Raw genomic sequence first — 20,815 nt, 5'->3', positions numbered from 1 at the left:
GGCGGGGCTTGCAATCCCCAATCGCGCGGGATTACGGGCGCTTGCCGATGGGCACGTACTTCAGGTCGTCCGGGCCGGTGTAGTTGGCCGTGGGGCGGATGATCTTGTTGTCGATGCGTTGCTCGATGATGTGGGCGGACCAGCCGGCGGTGCGCGCGATGACGAACAGCGGCGTGAACATCGCGGTGGGCACGCCCATCACGTGGTAGCTGACGGCCGAGAACCAGTCCAGGTTGGGGAACATCTTCTTGATGTCCCACATCACGGTTTCCAGGCGCTCGGCGATGTCGAACAGCTTGGTGCTGCCGGCCTGCTTGGACAGCTTGCGAGCGACTTCCTTGATGACCTTGTTGCGCGGATCCGAGATCGTGTAGACCGGGTGGCCGAAGCCGATGATGACTTCCTTGTTTTCCACGCGGCGGCGGATGTCGGCCTCGGCCTCGTCCGGCGTCTCGTAGCGGCTTTGCACTTCGAACGCCACTTCGTTGGCGCCGCCGTGCTTGGGGCCGCGCAGCGCGCCGATGCCGCCGGTGATGGCCGAATACATGTCCGAGCCCGTGCCGGCGATGACGCGGCTGGTGAACGTGGACGCGTTGAATTCGTGCTCGGCGTACAGGATCAGCGAGGTGTGCATGGCGCGCACCCAGTCATCCGACGGCTTCTTGCCGTGCAGCAGGTGCAGGAAGTGGCCGCCGATGCTGTCGTCGTCGGTCTGCACGTCGATGATGCGGCCATTGTGGCTGTAGTGGTACCAGTACAGCAGGGCGGAACCCAGGTTGGCCATCAGGCGGTCGGCGATGTCGCGCGCGCCGGGCAGGTTGTGGTCGTCCTTCTCGGGCAGCACGCAGCCCAGCACGGAGACGGCGGTGCGCATCACGTCCATGGGGTGGCTGGCGGCGGGCAGGGCTTCCAGCGCGTTCTGCAACTGGGCGGGCAGGCCGCGCAGCGCGCGCAGCTTTTCCTTGTAGGCCTTCAGTTCGGCCTTGTTGGGCAGCTTGCCGTGCACCAGCAGGTGAGCGATTTCCTCGAATTCGGCCACGTCGGCGAAGTCCAGGATGTCGTAGCCGCGGTAGTGCAGGTCGTTGCCGGTGCGGCCGACGGTACACAGCGCGGTGTTGCCCGCGACCACGCCGGACAGCGCCACGGATTTCTTGGGCTTGAAGCCGGAGGGCGCGGCGTCGGCAGCGGCCGGCGCGGCGCCTGCCGCCACCGTGGCGTCCGCCGCCTGGGGTTTCGCGGTGGACTTCTCTGCTTGCTTGGCCGATGGCTTCTTGGGGGCGGTGCTCATGGTGGTGCAGTCTCCTTGGCGATGATCGGGTCACGGGCGGCCCGGCGCAGGCGCCGGTTGTGAACAGGTGTACGCGGGCGCCCGCCTGGGCGGCAGGATGCCTTCGCAGTCTACGCAACGGTGCAGGGGCTGTCACTCGGAATGCGGTGAAGGTTGGTAAAGGCCGGGTTTTTGATTTGCGAAGTTTGCGAATAACATGGTGGCTTCCCTATGAAACACGGCGGCCCCGGGCGATGCGCAAGATTTTCATGGGCGTCCGGCTGCGGCGCCTGCGCGAAGAGCGCAACCTGACGCAGGCGGCGCTGGCCAAGATGCTGGGCCTGTCGGCCAGTTACCTGAACCAGATCGAGCAGAACCAGCGCCCGCTGACCATGCGCGTGCTGCTGCTGATGAGCGAAGTGCTGGGCGTGGATGCCCGCTCGTTCTCCGACGACGAGCAGGCCCGCATGGTGGCCGCGCTGCGCGAAGTGGCCGACACCATGCCGGCCTCGTCGGTGGGCGGGCGCGAGGAGGCCCGCATCTCGCACGCGGAAATGCAGGAGATCGCGGCCAACATGCCGGCCGTGGGGCGGGCGCTGATCCAGCTGCACCGGCGTCACCGCGAGGCGCTGGAGCGCCTGGAGGCGGCGGCCGAGGTGTCGTACCCCGAGCAGGACAGCCGGTCGCCGCGCAGCGTCGGCATCGCCCTGCCGGCCCAGCCCTACGAAGAGGCCCGCGACTTCTTCTTCACGCATCACAGCCACTTCGCCGAACTGGATATCCGGGCGGAGCAATGCCACGCCGCGTGGGGCCTGGACGATGCCGCGCCGGCGGACCTGCCGGGCCTCCTGGCGCGGCGCCTGCATGCGCAGCATGGCGTCACCGTCCAGACGCCCGCCGAGCGCACCGCCTGGCAGCGCCGCTACGATGCCGCCGGCCGGACGCTGAGCCTGTCGCCGCAGCTGGAACCCGGCCAGCGGGCCTTCCAGATGGCCGTGCAACTGGCCTTCCTGGAATTGCGTCCCACGCTGGACCGCATGGCCGACGCGCCGCGCTTCTCCGCCGAGGCCGTGCGCAAGCTGGTGCGCATCGGGCTGGCCAACCATTTCGCGGCGGCGCTGATCCTGCCGTACGGGCGGTTCCGCGATGCGGCGCAGGCGCTGCGCTACGACATCGAATTGCTGGGACAGCGCTTCGGCGTCAGTTTCGAGACCGTCTGCCATCGCCTGAGCACCATGCAGCGGCCGCATGACCGCGGCGTGCCGTTCTTCTTCATCCGGGTCGACCGGGCGGGCAATGTCTCGAAGCGGCAGTCGGCCGCGCAATTCCATTTCTCGCGGGTGGGCGGAACCTGTCCGCTCTGGGCCGTCTACGAGGCGTTCTCGCATCCGGGCCGCGTGCGCCGCCAACTGGCGCGCATGCCGGACGGACGGGTCTATCTGTGGGTCGCGCGCACGGTGTCCCGCCAGCCCGCGGGCTTCGGGCAACCGGGCAAGCACTTCGCCGTGGCGCTGGGCTGCGACGTCGAGCACGCGCACCAACTGGTGTATGCAAGGGGATTGGACCTGGGCGATCCCGACGTGCCCACGCCGATCGGCATGGGATGCCGCGTATGCGAACGTCCGGCGTGTCCGCAGCGCGCGTTTCCGTACATCGGCCGGGAATTGGGAACCCGTGAGGACCGGACCGGCTTCGTGCCGTATCCGATGGCGGACCCGGAGTAAGGGCAGGCGGGTCTTGCAGGGCCCCGCGGGCCTGGCGGCAGGCTGGACGCGGGGGGCGTACGTGTCATGGTCCGGCCGCACGGGGCGTGGGCCGGACCGGTTTCAAGCGGCCTTACTTGGCCTTGCCCTGCTGGAACAGGTTGTCCAACTGCGATTCGAAGGCGTGGTAGCCGATGCGGTCGTACAGTTCGTCGCGCGTCTGCATCAGGTCGACCACGTTCTTCTGGTGGCCGTCGCGGCGGATGGCGGTATAGACCGCCTCGGCCGCCTTGTTCATGGCGCGGAAGGCCGACAGCGGATACAGCACGATGCCCACGCCCACGCTGCCCAGTTCCTCGACCGAGAACAGCGGCGTCTTGCCGAATTCGGTGATGTTGGCCAGCACCGGCACGTTCACTTCCTTCACGAAGCGTTCGTAGGTGGGCAGGTCGTAGGCGGCTTCGGCGAAGATCGCGTCGGCGCCGGCCTCGACACACGCCAGGGCGCGCTCGATGGCGGCATCCACGCCGTGCGAGGCGATGGCGTCGGTGCGGGCGATCAGGAAGAAGTCGGAATCGGTGCGCGCGTCCGCGGCGGCCTTCACGCGGTCGGCCATCTCTTCGGTGGAGACGATTTCCTTGCCGGGGCGATGGCCGCAGCGCTTGGCGCCGACCTGGTCCTCGATGTGGCAGGCGGCCGCGCCGAACTTGATCAGGCTCTTGACGGTGCGGGCGATGTTGAACGCCGAGGGGCCGAAGCCGGTGTCGATGTCGACCATCAGGGGCAGGTCGCACACGTCGGTGATGCGGCGCACGTCGGTCAGTACGTCGTCCAGCGTGTTGATGCCCAGGTCGGGCAGGCCCAGCGAGCCCGCGGCCACGCCGCCGCCCGACAGGTAGATGGCGCGGTAGCCGGCGCGCCTGGCCAGCAGCGCGTGGTTGGCGTTGATGGCGCCGATGACCTGCAGGGGCTTTTCTTCGGCAAGCGCGCGGCGGAACAGGGCGCCGGGGGATTCGGGTCTGGACATGCGTGGGTCTCCGCTTGGTGCGCCGCGCGTCGCGGGGAGGGCGCGCGGTCGTCGCGGGCACGGGAAGCATTCCCGGTGCCGGCAATAAATCTGCCTCTTGCAGGGTCCGCTGGGGACGAAGGGGCAGGTTTATTGCCGCCGCGAGAGGCGGCCAGGGCGGCGCGGATCGGGGCATCCGCGCGGTGTGCCGGGACGTGCGTCCCGGTCCACCGGTTGCCGGGCGGGCCCGTGAGGCAGGTGCCTTCGAGCCGCCGCGGCGGACTTGATTACTTCAGCAGGTCCTTGATGCCGTCGCGCTCTTCGAGCAGCTCTTTCAGCGTGAAGTCCATGCGCTCGCGCGAGAAGGCGTCGATTTCCAGGCCCTCGACACGCTTGTACTCGCCGTTCTCGGTGGTGACCGGCACGCCGTAGACGATGCCTTCGGGGATGCCGTAGGAACCATCCGAGGGCACGCCCATGGTGACCCACTTGCCGTTGCTGCCCAGGACCCAGTCACGGACGTGGTCGATGGCGGCGTTGGCGGCCGAGGCGGCCGACGACAGGCCGCGCGCGTCGATGATGGCGGCGCCGCGCTTGCCCACGGTGGGGATGAACGTGTCGCGGTTCCACTGCTGGTCGTTGATCAGCTTGTCCAGGTTTTCGCCGGCGACGGTGGCGAAACGGGTGTCCGGGTACATCGTGGGCGAGTGGTTGCCCCACACGATCAGCTTCTCGATGTCGCCGACGGCCTTGCCCGACTTGGCGGCCAGTTGCGACAGGGCGCGGTTGTGGTCCAGGCGCAGCATGGCGGTGAAGTTCTTGGCCGGCAGGTCCGGCGCCGACTTCATGGCGATGTAGGCGTTGGTGTTGGCCGGGTTGCCGACCACCAGCACCTTGACGTCGCGGCTGGCGACTTCGTTCAGGGCGCGGCCCTGGGCGGTGAAGATCTGGGCGTTGACGGTCAGCAGGTCCTTGCGCTCCATGCCGGGGCCGCGGGGGCGGGCGCCCACCAGCAGGGCCACGTCGGCGTCCTTGAACGCGGTGCGCGGGTCGCTGTGCGCGGTGACTTCCTGCAGCAGCGGGAAGGCGCAGTCGTCCAGTTCCATGATGACGCCCTTGAGCGCCTTCTGGGCCTTTTCGTCGGGGATCTCGAGCAGTTGCAGGATGACCGGCTGGTCTTTGCCAAGCATCTCGCCGGAGGCGATGCGGAACAGCAGGGCGTAACCAATCTGGCCGGCGGCGCCGGTGACGGCGACTCGCATGGCGGGCTTAGACATGAACATATCTCCGGTAAGGGGTAGGGCGAAAAATCGCGCCTATGAGTGTAATCCCTGGACCTGCCTGCGCGTGGCGCGCGGGGCCTCTGAATGGACGGCATGCTAGATCGGATTTACGTAAGCGTCAATCTCTCTTATATCTTATATAAGACATAAGACGTTGGACAGGGGTTCGCCGCCTGTGCGACAATGCGCTGTTTGTTCGGAAGCCTGGCATCCCTCCGGCGGACGAACACGAAATCCACGCGAATATCCATGGCAGACTCCCGGCCCCAACCTCTCTTGCGCGCCGCCCGACCGGCGGCCGAGGGCGCCGCATTCAGTCCGCTTTATCGCCAGATCAAGGCCTTGCTGGTGCAAAGCCTGGATCGCGGCGAATGGAAGCCCGGCGAGCTCATCCCCAGCGAAATCGACCTGGCGGCCCGTTTCCAGGTCAGCCAGGGCACGGTGCGCAAGGCGGTCGATGAACTGGCCGCCGAACACCTGCTGCTGCGCCGCCAGGGCAAGGGCACGTTCGTCGCCACCCACCACGAAGCGCGCGTGCGCTACCGCTTCCTGCGCCTGGCCCCCGACGAACCCGTTGAAGCCGGCCGCGCGGATGCCCGCCGCGCGGAAAGCCGCGTGCTGGAATGCCGCCGCGTGCGCGCCCCGGCCGAGATCGCCCGCGCCCTGGACGTGCGGGCCGGCGAAACCGTGGTCACCATCCGCCGCCTGCTCTGTATGAACCAGTCGCCCATCCTGGTGGACGACATCTGGGTGCCGGGCGGCGCCTTCCGCGGCCTGACCTTCGAATTGCTGGCGGCCAACAGGGCGCCCCTGTACGGCCTGTTCGAATCCGAGTTCGGCGTGAGCATGGTCCGCGCCGACGAAAAGCTGCGCGCCGTGGCCGCCACCCCCGAAGTCGCGGAACTGCTGCAGGTTCAGGCGGGCATGCCGCTGCTGCAGGTCGATCGCATCTCTTACACCTATGGGGACCGCCCCATGGAGGTGCGGCGGGGCCTGTATCTCACCGATCACTATCACTATCGCAATAGCCTTAATTGATGATTATTTTCCGTACCATTTGATACCAAGCCTATCTCTGGGCGAAAATAGCGGGGTTTGCCCTTGACGGGGCGTCCAACCCGACCCCCACGTTCTTTCGCCGTCACGATTTCCCTAGTTCCGAAACATCGAGGCCGTCAATGTCCGACTCAGCTGCTAAGCCGCGTCCGCAGTTTCGCAATATCAGCGTTCCGCAAATCCTCAGCTATCGCCTGCCCCTGGCCGGCAAGCTGTCCATCCTGCACCGCGTCAGTGGCGCGCTGTTGTTCCTCTGTCTTCCGTTGGTCATCGTGCCGCTGTTCGCGGCCAGCGTGACTTCGGCCGAGGGCTTCGCGCAGGTTGCCCAGTATTTCGACAACGTCCTGGTCAAGCTGATCGTGCTGGCGCTGGTGTGGGGTTACCTTCATCACTTCTGTGCCGGCATCCGCTACCTGGCGCTCGACCTGCACATCGGCATCGACAAAGCGTCGGCCAGGAAAAGCGCGGGCGTGGTCTTCGGCGTCAGCCTGGCCCTGACCGCCGTGTTCGCCCTCAAACTGTTCGGAGCGTTCTAATGGCTGCCAATAATTACGGCCCCAAGCGCCTGGTCGTCGGCGCCCACTACGGCACCAAGGATTTCATCGTCCAGCGCATCACCGCGGTCATCATGGCCGTGTACACGCTGGTGCTGATCGTCGGTGTGCTCGCCATGCCGGCCTTCACCTTCGAACACTGGCAAGCCCTGTTCACGTTCCACGTGTTCGCGCTGCCCGTCGGCCAGATCCTGGCGACGCTCGCTTTCCTTGCGCTGGCCTATCACGCCTGGATCGGCGTGCGGGACATCTGGATGGACTATGTGCAGCCGGTCGGCGTGCGTCTGCTGCTGCAGGTGCTGACCCTTCTGTGGCTGATCGGTTCCGTCGTCTATTTCGCGCAAATCCTCTGGAGAATCTAAGCCGTGGTCGCTGTCACCAAATCCCTGCCGCGCCGCCAGTTTGATGTGGTGGTCGTGGGCGCCGGCGGAGCCGGCATGCGCTGTTCGCTGCAACTGGCCCAGGCCGGCCTGTCCGTCGCCGTCCTGTCCAAGGTCTTCCCCACCCGCTCGCACACCGTCGCGGCGCAGGGCGGCGTGAGCGCCTCGCTGGGCAACATGAGCGAAGACAACTGGTACTGGCACATGTACGACACCGTCAAGGGGTCGGACTGGCTGGGCGACCAGGACGCCATCGAGTTCATGTGCCGCGAAGCGCCCAGCGCCGTGTACGAGATGGAACACTTCGGCATGCCGTTCGACCGCAATCCGGACGGCACCATCTACCAGCGTCCGTTCGGTGGACACACCGCGAATTTCGGTGAAAAACCGGTGCAGCGCGCCTGTGCCGCCGCCGACCGTACCGGCCACGCGCTGCTGCACACGCTCTACCAGCGCAACGTCTCGGCCCGCACCCAGTTCTTCGTCGAATGGATGGCGCTGGACCTGCTGCGCAACGAAGCCGGCGACGTCGTGGGCGTGACCGCCCTCGAAATGGAAACGGGCGAGATCTACATCCTCGAAGCCAAGACCACCGTGATGGCCACCGGCGGCGCGGGCCGTATCTGGGCCGCCTCCACCAACGCCTTCATCAACACCGGCGACGGCCTGGGCATGGCGGCGCGCGCCGGCATCCCGCTGCAGGACATGGAATTCTGGCAATTCCACCCGACCGGCGTGGCCGGCGCGGGCGTGCTGATCACCGAAGGCGTGCGCGGCGAAGGCGGCATCCTGCTGAACAAGGATGGCGAACGCTTCATGGAGCGCTACGCGCCCACGCTGAAGGATCTGGCGCCGCGCGACTTCGTGTCGCGCTCGATGGACCAGGAAATCAAGGAAGGCCGCGGCTGCGGTCCGGACGGCAGCTACGTCGTGCTCAAGCTCGACCACCTCGGCGCCGACGTGATCAACAAGCGCCTGCCGTCGATCCGCGAGATCGCCATCAAGTTCGGCAACGTCGATCCGATCAAGGAACCGATCCCCGTCGTTCCCACCATCCACTACCAGATGGGCGGCATTCCGGCCAACTACCATGGCCAGGTGCTCGAGAACGTCAACGGCGAGAACCGCGTGGTCAACGGCCTGTACGCCATCGGCGAATGCGCCGCGGTGTCGGTGCACGGCGCCAACCGCCTGGGCACCAACTCGCTGCTGGACCTGATCGTGTTCGGCCGCGCCACCGGCAACCACATCGTGAACTCGCATCCCGAGCGCGTGCGCTCGCACCAGCCGGTGCCCAAGGAGTCCCTCGACTTCTCGCTGAACCGCGTCAACGAACTGGAAAGCCGCGCCACGGGTGAAAAGACCCAGGACGTGGCCAACGCCATCCGCTTCTCGATGCAGCGCCACTGCGGCGTGTTCCGCACGCTGGAACTGCTGAACGAAGGCGTGGGCCAGATCGAGGAACTGGCCGAGCAGGCCAAGCACATCGCCTTCAAGGACAAGTCGAAGGTGTTCAACACCGCCCGCGTCGAGGCGCTGGAACTGGCCAACATGACCGAAGTGGCTCGCGCCACCATCAAGTCGGCGGCCGCCCGCACCGAAAGCCGTGGCGCCCATGCCCTGGACGATCACCCGACTCGCGACGACGAGAACTGGCTCAAGCACACGCTGTGGTATTCGGAAGGCAGCCGCCTCGACTACAAGCCGGTGCAGATGAAGCCGATGACGGTCGAGTCCTTCCCGCCCAAGGCGCGTACCTTCTAAAGTCCGGATCCGAGCAAAACCATGAGCAACAAGCGTATCGTCAAGTTCGAAATCTACCGCTACGATCCTGACAAGGACGAGCGTCCGTACATGCAGAAGCTGGACGTCGAACTCCAGCCTACCGACAAGATGCTGCTCGATGCGCTGGTGCGCATCAAGAACGACGTCGATGACAGCCTGGCCCTGCGCCGCTCGTGCCGTGAAGGCGTGTGCGGTTCCGACGCCATGAACATCAACGGCAAGAACGGCCTGGCCTGCACGACCAACCTGCGCGAGCTGAAGGAACCCATCGTCCTGAAGCCGCTGCCCGGCCTGCCCGTGATCCGCGACCTGATCGTGGACATGACGCACTTCTTCAACCAATACCACTCGATCCGTCCGTACCTCATCAACGACACGCCGCCGCCCGAACGCGAGCGCCTGCAGTCGCCCGAGGCCCGCGAAGAGCTCGACGGCCTGTACGAGTGCATCCTGTGCGCCTGCTGCTCGACGTCCTGCCCGTCGTTCTGGTGGAATCCGGACAAGTTCGTCGGCCCGGCCGGCCTGCTGCAAGCCTACCGCTTCATCGCCGACAGCCGCGACGAAGCCACCGGTTCGCGTCTGGACAACCTCGAAGACCCGTACCGCCTGTTCCGCTGCCACACCATCATGAACTGCGTGGACGTCTGTCCGAAGGGGCTGAACCCGACGAAGGCCATCGGCAAGATCAAGGAACTGATGGTTCGCCGGACGGTCTAGTCCGAGGATGCTTTACAAGGTGAGGAAATTGAAATGAGCGGCCTGACCGAGTTGCAAAGGGCGCGCCTGCGTTGGCGGGCGCGTCGCGGTCTGCTTGAGAACGACCTCATCATTACCCGGTATCTGGATGCCTACGAGGACCAGCTTACCGACCAAGACGTAACCGAGCTGACGCAGCTCTTCGAGATGGGCGACAACGACCTGCTCGACGTGCTGCTGGCGCGCAAGGAACTCGAGGGCGCGTACGACACGCCCGCGTTGCGCGTCATCATTGGCCGGATGCGCGAGCTCTGATCCAACTTGAGGATATTTGTGATGAACCTGTCTGACAAAAAAGCCACCCTGTCCTTCTCGGACGGTAGCCCCTCCGTCGAGTTCCCCGTGTACAAGGGCACTGTCGGTCCCGATGTGGTCGACATCCGCAAGCTGTACGGCCAGACCGGCATGTTCACGTTCGACCCGGGCTTCATGTCGACCGCGGCGTGCGAATCGGGCATCACCTATATCGATGGCGACAAGGGCGAACTGCTGTACCGCGGTTACCCGATCGAGCAACTGGCCGTCAACTGCGACTTCCTGGACATCTGCTACCTGATCCTGAACGGCGAACTGCCCGACGGCGAGCAGAAGAAGGACTTCGACACGCAGGTCACGCACCACACGCTGGTCAACGAACAACTGCACTTCTTCCTGCGCGGCTTCCGCCGCGACGCGCACCCGATGGCCGTGCTGACCGGCCTGGTGGGCGCCCTGTCGGCCTTCTATCACGACTCCACCGACATCACGAACCCCGAGCACCGTCACATCTCGGCGATCCGCCTGATCGCCAAGATGCCGACCCTGGTCGCGATGGCGTACAAGTACTCGCAAGGCCAGCCGTTCATCTACCCGCGCAACGACCTGTCGTACACCGGCAACTTCCTGCGCATGATGTTCGCCACGCCGTGCGAGGACTACAAGGTCAATGAAGTGGTCGAGCGCGCGCTGGACCGCATCTTCGTGCTGCACGCCGACCACGAGCAGAACGCCTCCACCTCGACCGTGCGCCTGTGCGGTTCGTCGGGCACCAACCCCTTCGCCGCCATCTCGGCCGGCGTGGCTTGCCTGTGGGGCCCGGCCCACGGCGGCGCCAACGAGGCTTGCCTGCAGATGCTCGAAGAGCTGCAAGCCAACGGCGGCATCGACAAGGTCGGCGAGTTCATGGAGAAGGTCAAGGACAAGAACTCGGGCGTGCGCCTGATGGGCTTTGGCCACCGTGTCTACAAGAACTACGACCCGCGCGCCAAGCTGATGCAGGAAACCTGCAAGGAAGTGCTGGCCGCCCTGGGCCTGGAAAACGACCCGCTGTTCAAGCTGGCCATGGAACTGGAGCGCATCGCCCTGGAAGATCCGTACTTCGTGCAGCGCAAGCTGTACCCGAACGTCGACTTCTACTCGGGTATCGTGCAACGCGCCATCGGCATTCCCACCTCGCTGTTCACGGCCATCTTCGCGCTGGCCCGCACGGTGGGCTGGATCGCCCAGTGGAACGAAATGCTGTCCGATCCCGACTACAAGATCGGCCGCCCGCGTCAGCTGTTCACCGGCCACGTCACCCGCGACGTGCCCACGCAGCGCTAAGACGCCGCGCTGCCGGAACGGGCTGCTTCAGTCCGGCCCGGCAGTGGAACAAAGCCCCCGCATGCCGGACGCGCGTCCGATGTCCGGGGGCTTTGCGCTTTCGGGACGGCCTGGCGCGCTCAGAACTTGTAGTTCATGCTGAGCGTCACCGTGCGTTCGGCGCCGTAATAGCAGAACTCCAGCGAGTTGCACGCCGCCACGTACTTCTTGTCCAGCAGGTTCTGCACGTTCAGGCGGGCGCTCAGGCCCTGCACGCCCAGGGCCTTGAAGTCGTAGCCCACCGCCAGGTCCAGCAGCGTGTACGACGGCAGCACGTGGGTATTGGCGCGGTCCGACACGATGCCGTTGGCGTAGCGCACGCCCAACGCCGTGTTCAGCCCTTGCAGGGCGCCGGTGTGGTGATAGTCGGCCCACACGCTGGCCAGGTGCTTCGGCGCGTAGACCGCGCGATTGCCCTGGTTGCCGTCGTCGCTCTTGCGGTAGCGCGCGTCGTTGTACGTGTAGCTGGCCAGCACATTGAACTGGCTCGTCAGCCACGTATTGGCTTCAAGCTCCACGCCCTCGGATTCGATCTCGCCGATGGCGCGGTACGGATCCGTGGGCTGGTTCTTGGTGGCCACGTTCTTCTGCCGGATATTGAACACGGCGATGGCGTAGGTGCTGCGGGCGCCCGGCGCCTGGTACTTCACGCCGGCCTCGACCTGCCTGCCCTCCATGGGCTCGAGCAGATTGCCCTGCGCGTCCACGAAGTTGGTCGGCGTGAAGGCCGTGGAATAGCTGACGTACGGCGCGAAGCCGCTGTCGAAGTGGTAGAGCAGGCCGGCGCGGCTGCTGACCTGCGAGTCGTTCAACCGGCTGGTCAGGCCGGAGTCCAGGTTCTTGCTGCGGATGTCGACCTCGTCGTAGCGGCCGCCCAGCGACAGGCGCCAGTTCTCCCATGCCATGATGTCCTGCACGTAGAAGCCGGTCTGCTTCAGCTTGTGCGCCTCGCGCGTGGGCGGATACATGGCCGTGGCCGACGCGCCATACGACGGATCGAAGGCATCGATGGCGGGATAGGCGCCCGAGGGCCAACGGACGTCGTTCTCGCGCCACTGGTAGTCCACGCCGGCCAGCAGCGTATGCGCGACCGGGCCGGTGGCAAGACGCAGCTCGAACTGGTTGTCCACCGACAGGGCGTTGAGTTTCTCCGTGCTGCCCGAGAAATAGCGGTTGAGCGTGGTGGGCGAGGCCCAGCCATAGGCATATACCTGGCCGAGTTCGACCTCGGACTCCAGGTACTGCAGATTCTGCCGGAAGCTCAGCCTGTCATTGAAGCGATGCTCCAGGCCGTAGCCCACCAGGTTCTGGTCGCGCTTGTACTTGTCCGCATCGGGTTCGCCTTCGAAGAACCCGCGCGAGAGCTTGCGGCCGTTGTAGGGCACGACCGTGCCTTCGTACGGCAGGCCCGAGTGGTAGCCGCCCTCGGGGTCGCGATGCAGATAGGCCATCACGTCCAGGATGGTGTCGGGCGTGATCCTCCAGGTCAGCGAGGGCATCAGCGCGTAGCGTTCTTCCTTCACGTGATCGACCTGCGTGTCGGTGCGGCGCGCCTTGCCGGCCAGGCGGAAGGCCACATCACCGCTTTCCAGCGGCTGGTTGATGTCGAACGCCGCATATGCCTGGTGCTTGTCGCCGAAGCCCAGCTCGATCTCGCGGCTGGCGTCGAAAGCCGGCTTGCGGGTCTGCAGGGCGACGATGCCGCCGGGCGAGGACTGGCCGTACAGCACCGAGGCCGGGCCACGGATCACTTCCACGCTGTCCAGGAACCACGGATCGACCACCAGCGAGCTGTGCGAGTTGGTGTCGCCCAGGATCTTCAGTCCATTCAGATAGGTGTTGCCCAGGCTGCCGTCGGAGAAGCCGCGCAGCACGATGTAGTCGAAACGGTTCGAGGCGCCCACCTGGTTGCTGAAGACGCCGGCGGTATAGGCCGTGGCGCGCTGTACGCTGGTGGCGCCCTGCGCCTGCATCTGTTCGCGGTCGATCACGGTCACGGCCTGCGGCGTCTCGACCACGGGCGTCAGCGATTTGGTCGCGCCTTGCTGGGCGGTCACCGTGACGGCCTCCAGCGTCTGCGTGCCGGCATTGCCAGTGGCCTGGGCCTGGGCCTGCGCCCAGGGGACGGCGGCCAGCAGGGATATCGCCAGGGATAGCTTGGTCTTGCGGAACATCGTCACGCCCTCTGATCTGGAAATAATCGGAATTATTCTTATTTGCGGTTCAGGCGAGCTATGCGGCCCGCTCAGTTCCGTATGCGCGCCGATCGGCGCGGCTCAGCACAGGTCGCGGGGCGGCGTGCCGTAGTGCTTGCGAAAGGCGGTGGCGAAATTGGTGGCGTGGCGGTAGCCGCTCATGTGCGCGGCCTGCTGCACGGAATAGCCCTGCAGCAGGTATTGGCGCGCCAGCGCCAGGCGGCGATCGCGCAGATAGTCGAAGACCGGCGTGCCGACCCACAGCCGGAATTTGCTGCGAAAGGTGCTGGGACTCATGGCGGCCTGGGCCGCCAGCTGGTCCACGGTGTAGTCCTGCTGGGGCGCCAGGTCCAGTTGGCGGCGCACGGCCTCGATCCGCTTCCGTTCACCGGGCGACAGGGGCATGGCGCGGGCGCCGCCGGCCTCGCCGATGCCATGCGCCAGCAGTTGCAGGGCCAGTCCCTCGGTCAGCAGGCGCCGCTGCAGTGGGTTCATGCCGGGCAACTGCTGCAATTGCCGCAGCGATTGCGACAAGGCCGCGGGCAGGCGCCACAGGCGCGGCAGCCCGCCGTGCTGTTCCTGCCAGCCGGCCAGCAGGCCCGACAGCGAGTCGGGAGCAACGGCATCCTGCGTGTCCAGGGCCAGGGTGATGGTCTCCAATTGCTGCTGCTGCGCGTGCACGGCGTGCAGCACGCTGTCCGGGCCCAGGTCGGCCACCAGGGCGACGCCCGGCTGCAGGTCGTAGTGCCGGCCCGCGATGTCCAACCCGACCCGGCCTTGCAACACCACCAGCAGGAAGAACGAGGTGGCGCGCGTGGACAGCGACTCGTAGGGCTGCAGCACTTCCAGGCAGGAGTGCGTGAAGTTCAGCGCCGACGGGAATGTCACTTCGTGCACGCTGCCGCGCAGCACCTCGCGGCTGCTGGCGGGGCACAACCGGGGAAAGTGGTAGTCGATGCCGAAACGGTCGCCGAAACCCAGCAGGTCGCTGACGGACAATTGTCGCAACGGAGCGTGGGATGCCGGGTCGTGCATGGAGGGGCCTGGAAGAGAATCGAGACGCATTATATTTTGTCGGCTTGTTCCAAGGCAGACGCCCTGCGCGGCGTCGGCAATGGCACGACATCGGGCGAGCCCGCGCTGGCGTGGCCACGGTCCGCTCGTCGCGGGCGCGCCGATTGGCGATATCATCGCCGGCATGATTCCCATCGCCGTTCCATCCGCCACGGGCATCCTTCTGTTCCTGCTGTCCTTCGTGCTGGGGCTGTGGCTGTTTTCCTGGCTGGTGCGGCTGGCATTCAGCAAGGGCGCGCGCCAGAGGCTGATGAAAAACCCCCGGCGCAACATCGGCATCCTGGTGGCGCTGGCCGTGCTGTCGTTGCCGGGCTATTCGATCGAGTACATCCTGATCGCCAGCGGCCGCGAAAGCGCGCGGCGCGAGGCGGCGCTGCGCGTGACCTTGCCGCGGGCGCAGACGCTGGGCGGGGTGGAGATGCCGGCGGGCACGCGCCTGGAGCTGGATCGCGAAGGTCGCCTGGACACGTTCGTGCTGGCCGAGTTCGACGCGCCGGTATCGGCCTATGGCGTGCAGGCCACGCGCATCCGGCGCACGCTGTCCTCCGACTACGACGAGGACTACAAGGAGACCAACCGTTATCCCAGCAGCGTGACGGTCTGGGGCCAGGGCGCGCAGGACGTGTCGGGCTGGCGATGTGACGCCTCGAAGAAAATGGATTTCGACACCCGGGACAAGGGCGCGCACATCGACTTCGACAAATGCCTGCTGGCCGACGGCAACCGCGTGGGCGACATCGTGTTGCCGGCGGGCGCGGAACTGCATGCCCGCTCGGACTCCGCCGGCGGGGACATGCAGACCGAACCCGTGCGCTGGGCAGTCAGCGTGGACGGTCCCGAGCCGCTGGCGGTGCAGGGACTGCTGCTGGGCCATCCGGCCTTGCACCTGGACGCCCGGCGGCGCCTGGTGCGCGTCGAGTACGGCGTGCTGGCCTGCGCGACACGCCTGGGACCGATGCACTATCCGCCGGAAACCGAGGTGCGGATGCCGCGCTATCCCTTGAACCGGCGGATGCCTGGCGCCTGGGTCTTCACCCCGTATCTCGGCATGAGCGCCACGCGCGACGACGGCGCGGCCGTGCAGGCAGGTTCGTCGGTGCTGCAGCGGCTGGACGGCACGGTCCTGGACATCGTGGCCAACGAGGAGCTCATGATCGAGCTGTATCCCAAGCTGGAAGTGGATGGCGTGGTGACGCCGGGGCCGGTCGACTGCCCGCAAGCGGCCAGGTAGCGGCCCGCGGGCGCGGGGCCGCGCCGCCGCCCGGGGTCGGCGAGCCGTTGCCGCTCGGTCATGCCTGTCTGCGGATGGATAGCGCCTACAGGCCCACGCCGCGCGCCATCATCACCGCGCACAGCGGCAGCAGCACGAACAAGTGCGATTCGATCATCACCCAGCGGCGCGCGCCGAGGATGTCGTCGCGGGCCGGCACGAAGGCCGGGTCCCGTTGCGCGTGCCTGCGCCAGCGCAGGAAGCGCCGCGTCGGTGGGATCGAACAGAGGCCGATCACCACGAACAGGCCCATCTTGGCATGGAACCACGGATTGGCCGTATAGAAGGCGATGCCTTTCGCGCCCAGCGTCAGGCGCAGCAGGCCGGTGATCAGCACGGCGATGGCGGAGATGGCGTACAGGCGGTCGTATCGCACCAGGCGGGCCACGGCGTCGGAGGATATGCCGGGCCGCAGCAGCACTGCTTCGGCGGTCAGCACCACCACCAGCACGAACAGAGTCAGGAAGTGAAACCAGGCGAGCAGGGCGTCCAGCAACATGGGGGCTCCGGGTGTATTGGCGGCCAGCGCGGCACGCCGGGGATTTGTACCACACGAGGGTATCGGCAGCGCAGGCCAGATGGCGCAATTCACGACGGCACAACTGCGTGCCTCAGGCGGCATCCGCGTCTGGCCAGCCTATCGCCAGGGCGCGCCGTCGCCCATCTCGCGCAGCAGCTTCAGGAACTGCTCGGTGCGCGCCGAACGCGCCTTGCGCGACGCCACCAGGGCGACGATGTCGGCATCGGGCAGCCGCCAGCCCGGCAGCAGCGCCACCAGCCGGCCCTGCCGCAGCAGGTCGGCCACGTCCCACTCCGAGCGCACCAGCAGGCCCATGCCCGCCTGTGCCCATTGCCGCGCGGTGCCGCCGTCGTTGCAGGCCAGCGCGGGCGCGATGCGCAGCGCCGCCGTGCCGCCCTCATCGTGATGGAAGCGCCAGAGCGTGACGTCCTCGTCGTTCTCGCGCAGGGCGATACAGTCGTGCTGGCGCAGGTCGTCCGGGTGGCGCGGCGTGCCGCGCCGCTTCAGATAGGACGGCGCGGCGCACAGGATGCGCCGGTTGCGCGCCAGGCGGTGCATGACGAGCGCCGAATCGCGCAGTTCGCCGATGTGGATCATCACGTCCCAGGTGTCGGCGGCCAGGCTGGCCGGCCGGTCGGACAGCAGCAGGGTGGCGGTGATTTCCGGATGCTGCTTGCGAAAGCGCGCGATGACGGGCGCCACGTGATGCTGCCCGAAGCCCAGCGGCGCCACCACTTTCAGGTGGCCCGAGACCTGGCCGCGCCGGCTGGCCAGCATGTCGGCCAAGCCACCGATGTCGCCGCAGATGCGGCGGGCGTGCTCGGCCAGCAACTCGCCTTCATCGGTCAGCGCCATGCGGCGGCCGCAGCGGTCGATCAGGCCGATGCCCAGGCGCTTTTCCAGGCCGCCGAGCCGCTGCGTGACGGCCGAGGGCGTCACGTCCAGTTTGCGTGCCGCATCGGCCAGCGTGGAGGCCGATGCCAGGACCAGGAAGAAGCCCAGGTCGTCGCTGTTCAGCATGATTAGTCTGGCCTTAACAGGAGGTGTAGTTTCAATTAAACACCAGGCGGATCGTGCCGGGGCATACTCGGCCAACTGAACGGGAGATAGACCATGACCACCCCCAAGGCGCCCGGCGCCGCCACCCTGGACACCCTGGACACGCCCTGCCTGGTGCTGGACGAGCCGCGCATGGCCGCCAACATCGACCGCCTGAAGGCGCGCATGGCGCGCCTGGGCGTGACGCTGCGGCCGCACCTGAAGACGCCCAAGTCCATCGAGGTGGCGCTGCGCGTGATGGCGTCGCCGCAGGGCCCGGCCACTGTCTCCACGCTGCAGGAAGCCGAGCAGTTCGCGCAGGCGGGCGTGCGCGACATCCTGTATGCGGTGGGCATCTCGGCATCCAAGCTGGATCGCGTGCTGGCGCTGCGGGCGCGCGGCACGGACCTGACGGTGGTGGTCGACAGCCTGGCCGGCGCGCAGGCCGTGGCCGAGCGTTCGCGTGCCGAGGGCACGGCCATTCCCGCGCTGATCGAGATCGACTGCGACGGCCACCGCGCCGGCGTGCGTCCCGACCAAACGGAGCCATTGCGGGCCATCGGCCGCGCGCTGCACGAAGGCGGCGCCGAACTGCGCGGCGTGATGACGCACGCGGGCGAGTCGTACAACGCGGCCGACGTGGATGGCATCCGCGCCATGGCCGAGCAGGAACGCCGCGCCGCCGTGGACGCGGCCGAGGCGCTGCGCGCCGCCGGCCTGCCGTGCCCGGTGGTCAGCGTAGGCTCGACGCCCACGGCCATGTATGCCGAGAACCTGGACGGCGTGACGGAAGTGCGCGCGGGCGTGTTCGTGTTCTTCGACCTGGTGATGGCCGGGCTAAACGTGTGCGCGCAGCAGGACGTGGCGCTCTCGGTGCTGACCACCGTGATCGGGCACCAGGCCGAGAAGGGCTGGATCCTGGTGGACGCCGGCTGGATGGCCATGTCGCGCGACCGCGGCACGGCCAGGCAGGCGGTGGACCAGTACTACGGCGTGGTCTGCGACCTGGCCGGCCAGCCGCTGGGCGACCTGGTGCTGAAAGAGACCAACCAGGAGCAGGGCATCATCACGCTGCGCCCCGGCAGCAAGGCGGCGCCGACCGACCTGCCGCTGGGCACGCGCCTGCGCATCCTGCCCAACCACGCCTGCGCCACCGGCGCGCAGCACGACGCCTATCAGGTGGTGCGCGGCGACTCGCCCGAGGTCGTGGCCACCTGGACGCGGTTCCGCGGCTGGTAAGCGCAAAGGAGGCCGTGATGACGACGCACAAGCAAGACACGCTGCGGGTCCTGGACATGCACGCCGTGGACAGGCTGCTGGGCATGGACGAGGTGTCCGAGGCCGTGACCGAGGCCTTCGTGCTGCACAGCCGCGCGCAGGGCCGGGTGTTTCCGGTTATCCGCGAGCCGCTGCATACGGGCGGCGTGTTCGGCATCAAGGCGGGCGACGTGGCCAGCCAGGACCTGCTGGGCTACAAGGCCGCCGGCTTCTGGCCCGGCAACCGGCAGCAGGGCGGCGAGCCGCACCAGGCCACGGTGATGCTGTTCGATCCCGCGACGGGCCGGCCGTACTGCCTGCTGGATGGCAACGCCATCACCACGCTGCGCACCGGAGCTGCCGGCGGCCTGGGCCTGGCCCGGCTGGCGCGGCAGGACAGCGCCTCGCTGGCCTTGTTCGGCGCGGGCGTGCAGGCGGCGATCCAGCTGCGCTTTGCGCTGCGCACGCTGCCGCATCTGAAGCGCGTGCGCTACATGACCTTCGACGGCAAGCCGGACGCGGCGTTCGAGCGGCGCTTCGACGGGCAGGTCGATCTGCGGCATGCCGTCGATGGCGATGCCGCGGTGGCCGAAAGCGACGTGGTGATCACGGCTACGCCGGGCGCCCGCGTGCTGTTCCGCGCCGAGTCTGTGCGGCTAGGCACGCACGTGACGGCCGTGGGCTCGGACACCAAGGGCAAGCGGGAGCTGCCCGAGGGCCTGCTGCCGCGTGCACGGGTGTTCGTGGATGACGCCGTGCAGTCGCGCCAGATCGGCGAGCTGCAATGGGCGCCGGAGACGGCGTGTGTCGAGATCGGCGCGGTGCTGGATGGCGCCGAGGCGGGGCGTTCCGAGGACCCGGCCGAGATCACCGTGTTCGACATGACGGGTATCGCGCTACAGGATTTGACAGTGGCGCGGATGCTGTATCGGCGGGCGTCCCTGGAAGGCGTGGGTACCTCTCTGGATTGGCCCTGGCGGTCGGCGGGGTGAAAACCTCTCTGGGTTTGCTCGGAGCAGTATGTTTATTGATCCGATTTCCAGTCGATGATGGCGTAATCATATTCCGGAGTTGCAGCCCGTTATCCTTTCAGACGCTACGATTTGTTGCGTGGACGGGCTAACCTCATATCGTTCATTTTCTTGCAAAAATTATTAATGTAATACGTTTGTTGCTGTTGGTTTAATAGCGGTAGATGCTACTTTCTCCAGCGATTCTATTCGGATTCATAGGAGCGCTCGTGGAAGAGGATGGCTTGACTATCGTTTTGACGCCGCCGCAATTGGCTATGGTTCTTTCGAATGGAACTTTCGAAGAACCGACTTTCTCCAATCGCGCCTGGGGATCGGCTGGAGCCATCTTCGGGGCGTTGGAAGTGCTTGGCGGTGGCGCATTGCTCCTGATGCCCGAGCCCACTACGCTAACCAAATTCGGCGGGGGCTTGTTGACTGCTCATGGTACCGACACTTTTCAGGCCGGGGTTCGCCAAGCGTGGACCGGACTCGAAACAAATACGCTGACGAACGATGGCGCTACCGCGCTTGCGGAACTTCTCGGTGTGGATCGAGCCACAGCTGAACGTATCGGACGCGGCGTCGACCTGGTGGTCCCATTGGTCGTTGCTAGCGGCTTGGCGGCGGCAAGGATTGCGACAATACGAGCCGGCAGGATCAGCTTGGCCACACATGAAGCCTATGGAGGCCATACGATCGCACGTCACGTCGGACTTACTGAAGAACAACTTAGGGCCCGACTTGGCCAGTACCCCAACTTGCCTGCGGCATCCTCCTTCGCATCGTTGGCAGAGGCAGAAAAAGCTGTGGCGTTGGGCTTGAGAGCCAATCGCTCTGTGATTGCTAAATGGGCTCGGACTGCGACTCCTGGCGATACACAAGATTTTTTATGGGCTGCGCCAAGCCGTATAGGAATGGGTGTTGTCCGAGCGACGGGCGAGTACGTACCTATGTCAAAGGTTCGTATCGTTTTGATGAAAAAAGCCATTGATGGCAAGATTTATTATGTTTTCTCGGCATATCCGACTATTTTTTGAT

At 66.4% G+C, this 20,815-nt stretch carries 19 protein-coding genes; 12 read left to right on the top strand and 7 right to left on the bottom strand.

The window, feature by feature from the left end; genetic code table 11:
• Positions 1-31 precede the first annotated feature (31 nt).
• Positions 32-1,288 (bottom strand): bifunctional 2-methylcitrate synthase/citrate synthase, encoded by a 1,257-nt coding sequence (gene prpC, locus A6745_RS09725; protein WP_082852995.1) that lies wholly within the window; start codon positions 1,286-1,288, stop codon positions 32-34.
• Positions 1,289-1,521: 233 nt separating this feature from the next.
• Here prpC and A6745_RS09720 point away from each other — a divergent pair, with 233 nt between their 5' ends.
• Entirely contained in the window at positions 1,522-2,991 is a 1,470-nt protein-coding gene (locus A6745_RS09720; protein WP_066126335.1) for a short-chain fatty acyl-CoA regulator family protein, read from the top strand.
• Between the two features lie 112 nt (positions 2,992-3,103).
• Here the strand turns inward: A6745_RS09720 and prpB are convergent, their stop codons facing one another.
• Both prpB and A6745_RS09710 read right to left on the bottom strand, forming a co-directional pair.
• The gene (prpB, locus tag A6745_RS09715; RefSeq protein ID WP_066126332.1) at positions 3,104-3,997 is read right to left on the bottom strand and encodes a methylisocitrate lyase; all 894 of its coding nucleotides are present in this window, start codon (positions 3,995-3,997) and stop codon (positions 3,104-3,106) included.
• Between the two features lie 266 nt (positions 3,998-4,263).
• Positions 4,264-5,253: a malate dehydrogenase gene (locus tag A6745_RS09710; RefSeq protein WP_066126488.1), complete on the bottom strand. Its 990-nt coding sequence runs from the start codon at positions 5,251-5,253 to the stop codon at positions 4,264-4,266.
• A gap of 255 nt (positions 5,254-5,508) precedes the next feature.
• On the opposite strand from A6745_RS09710, the gene A6745_RS09705 reads away from it, so the two are divergent.
• The 7 genes from A6745_RS09705 (at position 5,509) to gltA (ending at position 11,371) form a co-directional block, all read left to right on the top strand.
• Positions 5,509-6,297 carry a GntR family transcriptional regulator gene (locus A6745_RS09705; protein WP_066126330.1) on the top strand — a complete coding sequence of 263 codons (789 nt, stop codon included), beginning with the start codon at positions 5,509-5,511 and terminating at the stop codon, positions 6,295-6,297.
• 140 nt (positions 6,298-6,437) lie between these two features.
• Positions 6,438-6,851, top strand: a complete 414-nt coding sequence (sdhC, locus tag A6745_RS09700) for a succinate dehydrogenase, cytochrome b556 subunit (protein ID WP_066126328.1) — start codon at positions 6,438-6,440, stop codon at positions 6,849-6,851.
• The gene (gene sdhD / locus A6745_RS09695) at positions 6,851-7,231 is read left to right on the top strand and encodes a succinate dehydrogenase, hydrophobic membrane anchor protein (protein ID WP_066126326.1); all 381 of its coding nucleotides are present in this window, start codon (positions 6,851-6,853) and stop codon (positions 7,229-7,231) included. Before sdhC ends, sdhD begins: the two co-directional genes overlap by 1 nt.
• A 3-nt stretch (positions 7,232-7,234) precedes the next feature.
• Positions 7,235-9,013: a succinate dehydrogenase flavoprotein subunit gene (gene sdhA, locus A6745_RS09690; protein WP_066126323.1), complete on the top strand. Its 1,779-nt coding sequence runs from the start codon at positions 7,235-7,237 to the stop codon at positions 9,011-9,013.
• 21 nt (positions 9,014-9,034) lie between these two features.
• Positions 9,035-9,751 carry a succinate dehydrogenase iron-sulfur subunit gene (locus tag A6745_RS09685; protein WP_066126321.1) on the top strand — a complete coding sequence of 239 codons (717 nt, stop codon included), beginning with the start codon at positions 9,035-9,037 and terminating at the stop codon, positions 9,749-9,751.
• 33 nt (positions 9,752-9,784) lie between these two features.
• The gene (locus A6745_RS09680; protein WP_066126320.1) at positions 9,785-10,045 is read left to right on the top strand and encodes an FAD assembly factor SdhE; all 261 of its coding nucleotides are present in this window, start codon (positions 9,785-9,787) and stop codon (positions 10,043-10,045) included.
• A 21-nt stretch (positions 10,046-10,066) separates the two neighbouring features.
• Entirely contained in the window at positions 10,067-11,371 is a 1,305-nt protein-coding gene (gltA, locus tag A6745_RS09675; protein WP_066126317.1) for a citrate synthase, read from the top strand.
• A gap of 119 nt (positions 11,372-11,490) precedes the next feature.
• Here the strand turns inward: gltA and A6745_RS09670 are convergent, their stop codons facing one another.
• Together A6745_RS09670 and A6745_RS09665 are read right to left on the bottom strand one after the other, a co-directional pair.
• Positions 11,491-13,584 carry a TonB-dependent siderophore receptor gene (locus tag A6745_RS09670; RefSeq protein WP_066126315.1) on the bottom strand — a complete coding sequence of 698 codons (2,094 nt, stop codon included), beginning with the start codon at positions 13,582-13,584 and terminating at the stop codon, positions 11,491-11,493.
• 102 nt (positions 13,585-13,686) lie between these two features.
• Entirely contained in the window at positions 13,687-14,640 is a 954-nt protein-coding gene (locus A6745_RS09665; RefSeq protein WP_066126313.1) for a helix-turn-helix transcriptional regulator, read from the bottom strand.
• A 163-nt stretch (positions 14,641-14,803) separates the two neighbouring features.
• Between A6745_RS09665 and A6745_RS09660 the strand changes: the two genes are divergently transcribed.
• Positions 14,804-15,910 carry a hypothetical protein gene (locus tag A6745_RS09660; protein ID WP_066126312.1) on the top strand — a complete coding sequence of 369 codons (1,107 nt, stop codon included), beginning with the start codon at positions 14,804-14,806 and terminating at the stop codon, positions 15,908-15,910.
• 85 nt (positions 15,911-15,995) lie between these two features.
• On the opposite strand, the gene A6745_RS09655 is transcribed toward A6745_RS09660, so the two are convergent.
• Both A6745_RS09655 and A6745_RS09650 read right to left on the bottom strand, forming a co-directional pair.
• Positions 15,996-16,448: a DUF2214 family protein gene (locus A6745_RS09655; RefSeq protein WP_066126310.1), complete on the bottom strand. Its 453-nt coding sequence runs from the start codon at positions 16,446-16,448 to the stop codon at positions 15,996-15,998.
• A 138-nt stretch (positions 16,449-16,586) separates the two neighbouring features.
• Positions 16,587-17,489, bottom strand: a complete 903-nt coding sequence (locus A6745_RS09650) for a LysR substrate-binding domain-containing protein (protein ID WP_066126308.1) — start codon at positions 17,487-17,489, stop codon at positions 16,587-16,589.
• A 93-nt stretch (positions 17,490-17,582) separates the two neighbouring features.
• Between A6745_RS09650 and A6745_RS09645 the strand changes: the two genes are divergently transcribed.
• The 3 genes from A6745_RS09645 (at position 17,583) to A6745_RS28650 (ending at position 20,814) form a co-directional block, all read left to right on the top strand.
• Positions 17,583-18,746: a DSD1 family PLP-dependent enzyme gene (locus A6745_RS09645; RefSeq protein ID WP_066126305.1), complete on the top strand. Its 1,164-nt coding sequence runs from the start codon at positions 17,583-17,585 to the stop codon at positions 18,744-18,746.
• A gap of 17 nt (positions 18,747-18,763) precedes the next feature.
• Positions 18,764-19,756 (top strand): ornithine cyclodeaminase family protein, encoded by a 993-nt coding sequence (locus A6745_RS09640; protein ID WP_066126303.1) that lies wholly within the window; start codon positions 18,764-18,766, stop codon positions 19,754-19,756.
• Between the two features lie 248 nt (positions 19,757-20,004).
• Complete coding sequence (locus tag A6745_RS28650; protein WP_156513340.1) at positions 20,005-20,814, top strand: RNase A-like domain-containing protein; 810 nt, start codon at positions 20,005-20,007, stop codon at positions 20,812-20,814.
• The last annotated feature ends 1 nt before the right edge of the window (position 20,815 follow it).

This window comes from Bordetella ansorpii, assembly GCF_900078705.1.
GTDB lineage: Bacteria > Pseudomonadota > Gammaproteobacteria > Burkholderiales > Burkholderiaceae_B > Bordetella > Bordetella ansorpii_A.
This window is presented reverse-complemented; position numbering and strand designations above follow the sequence as displayed.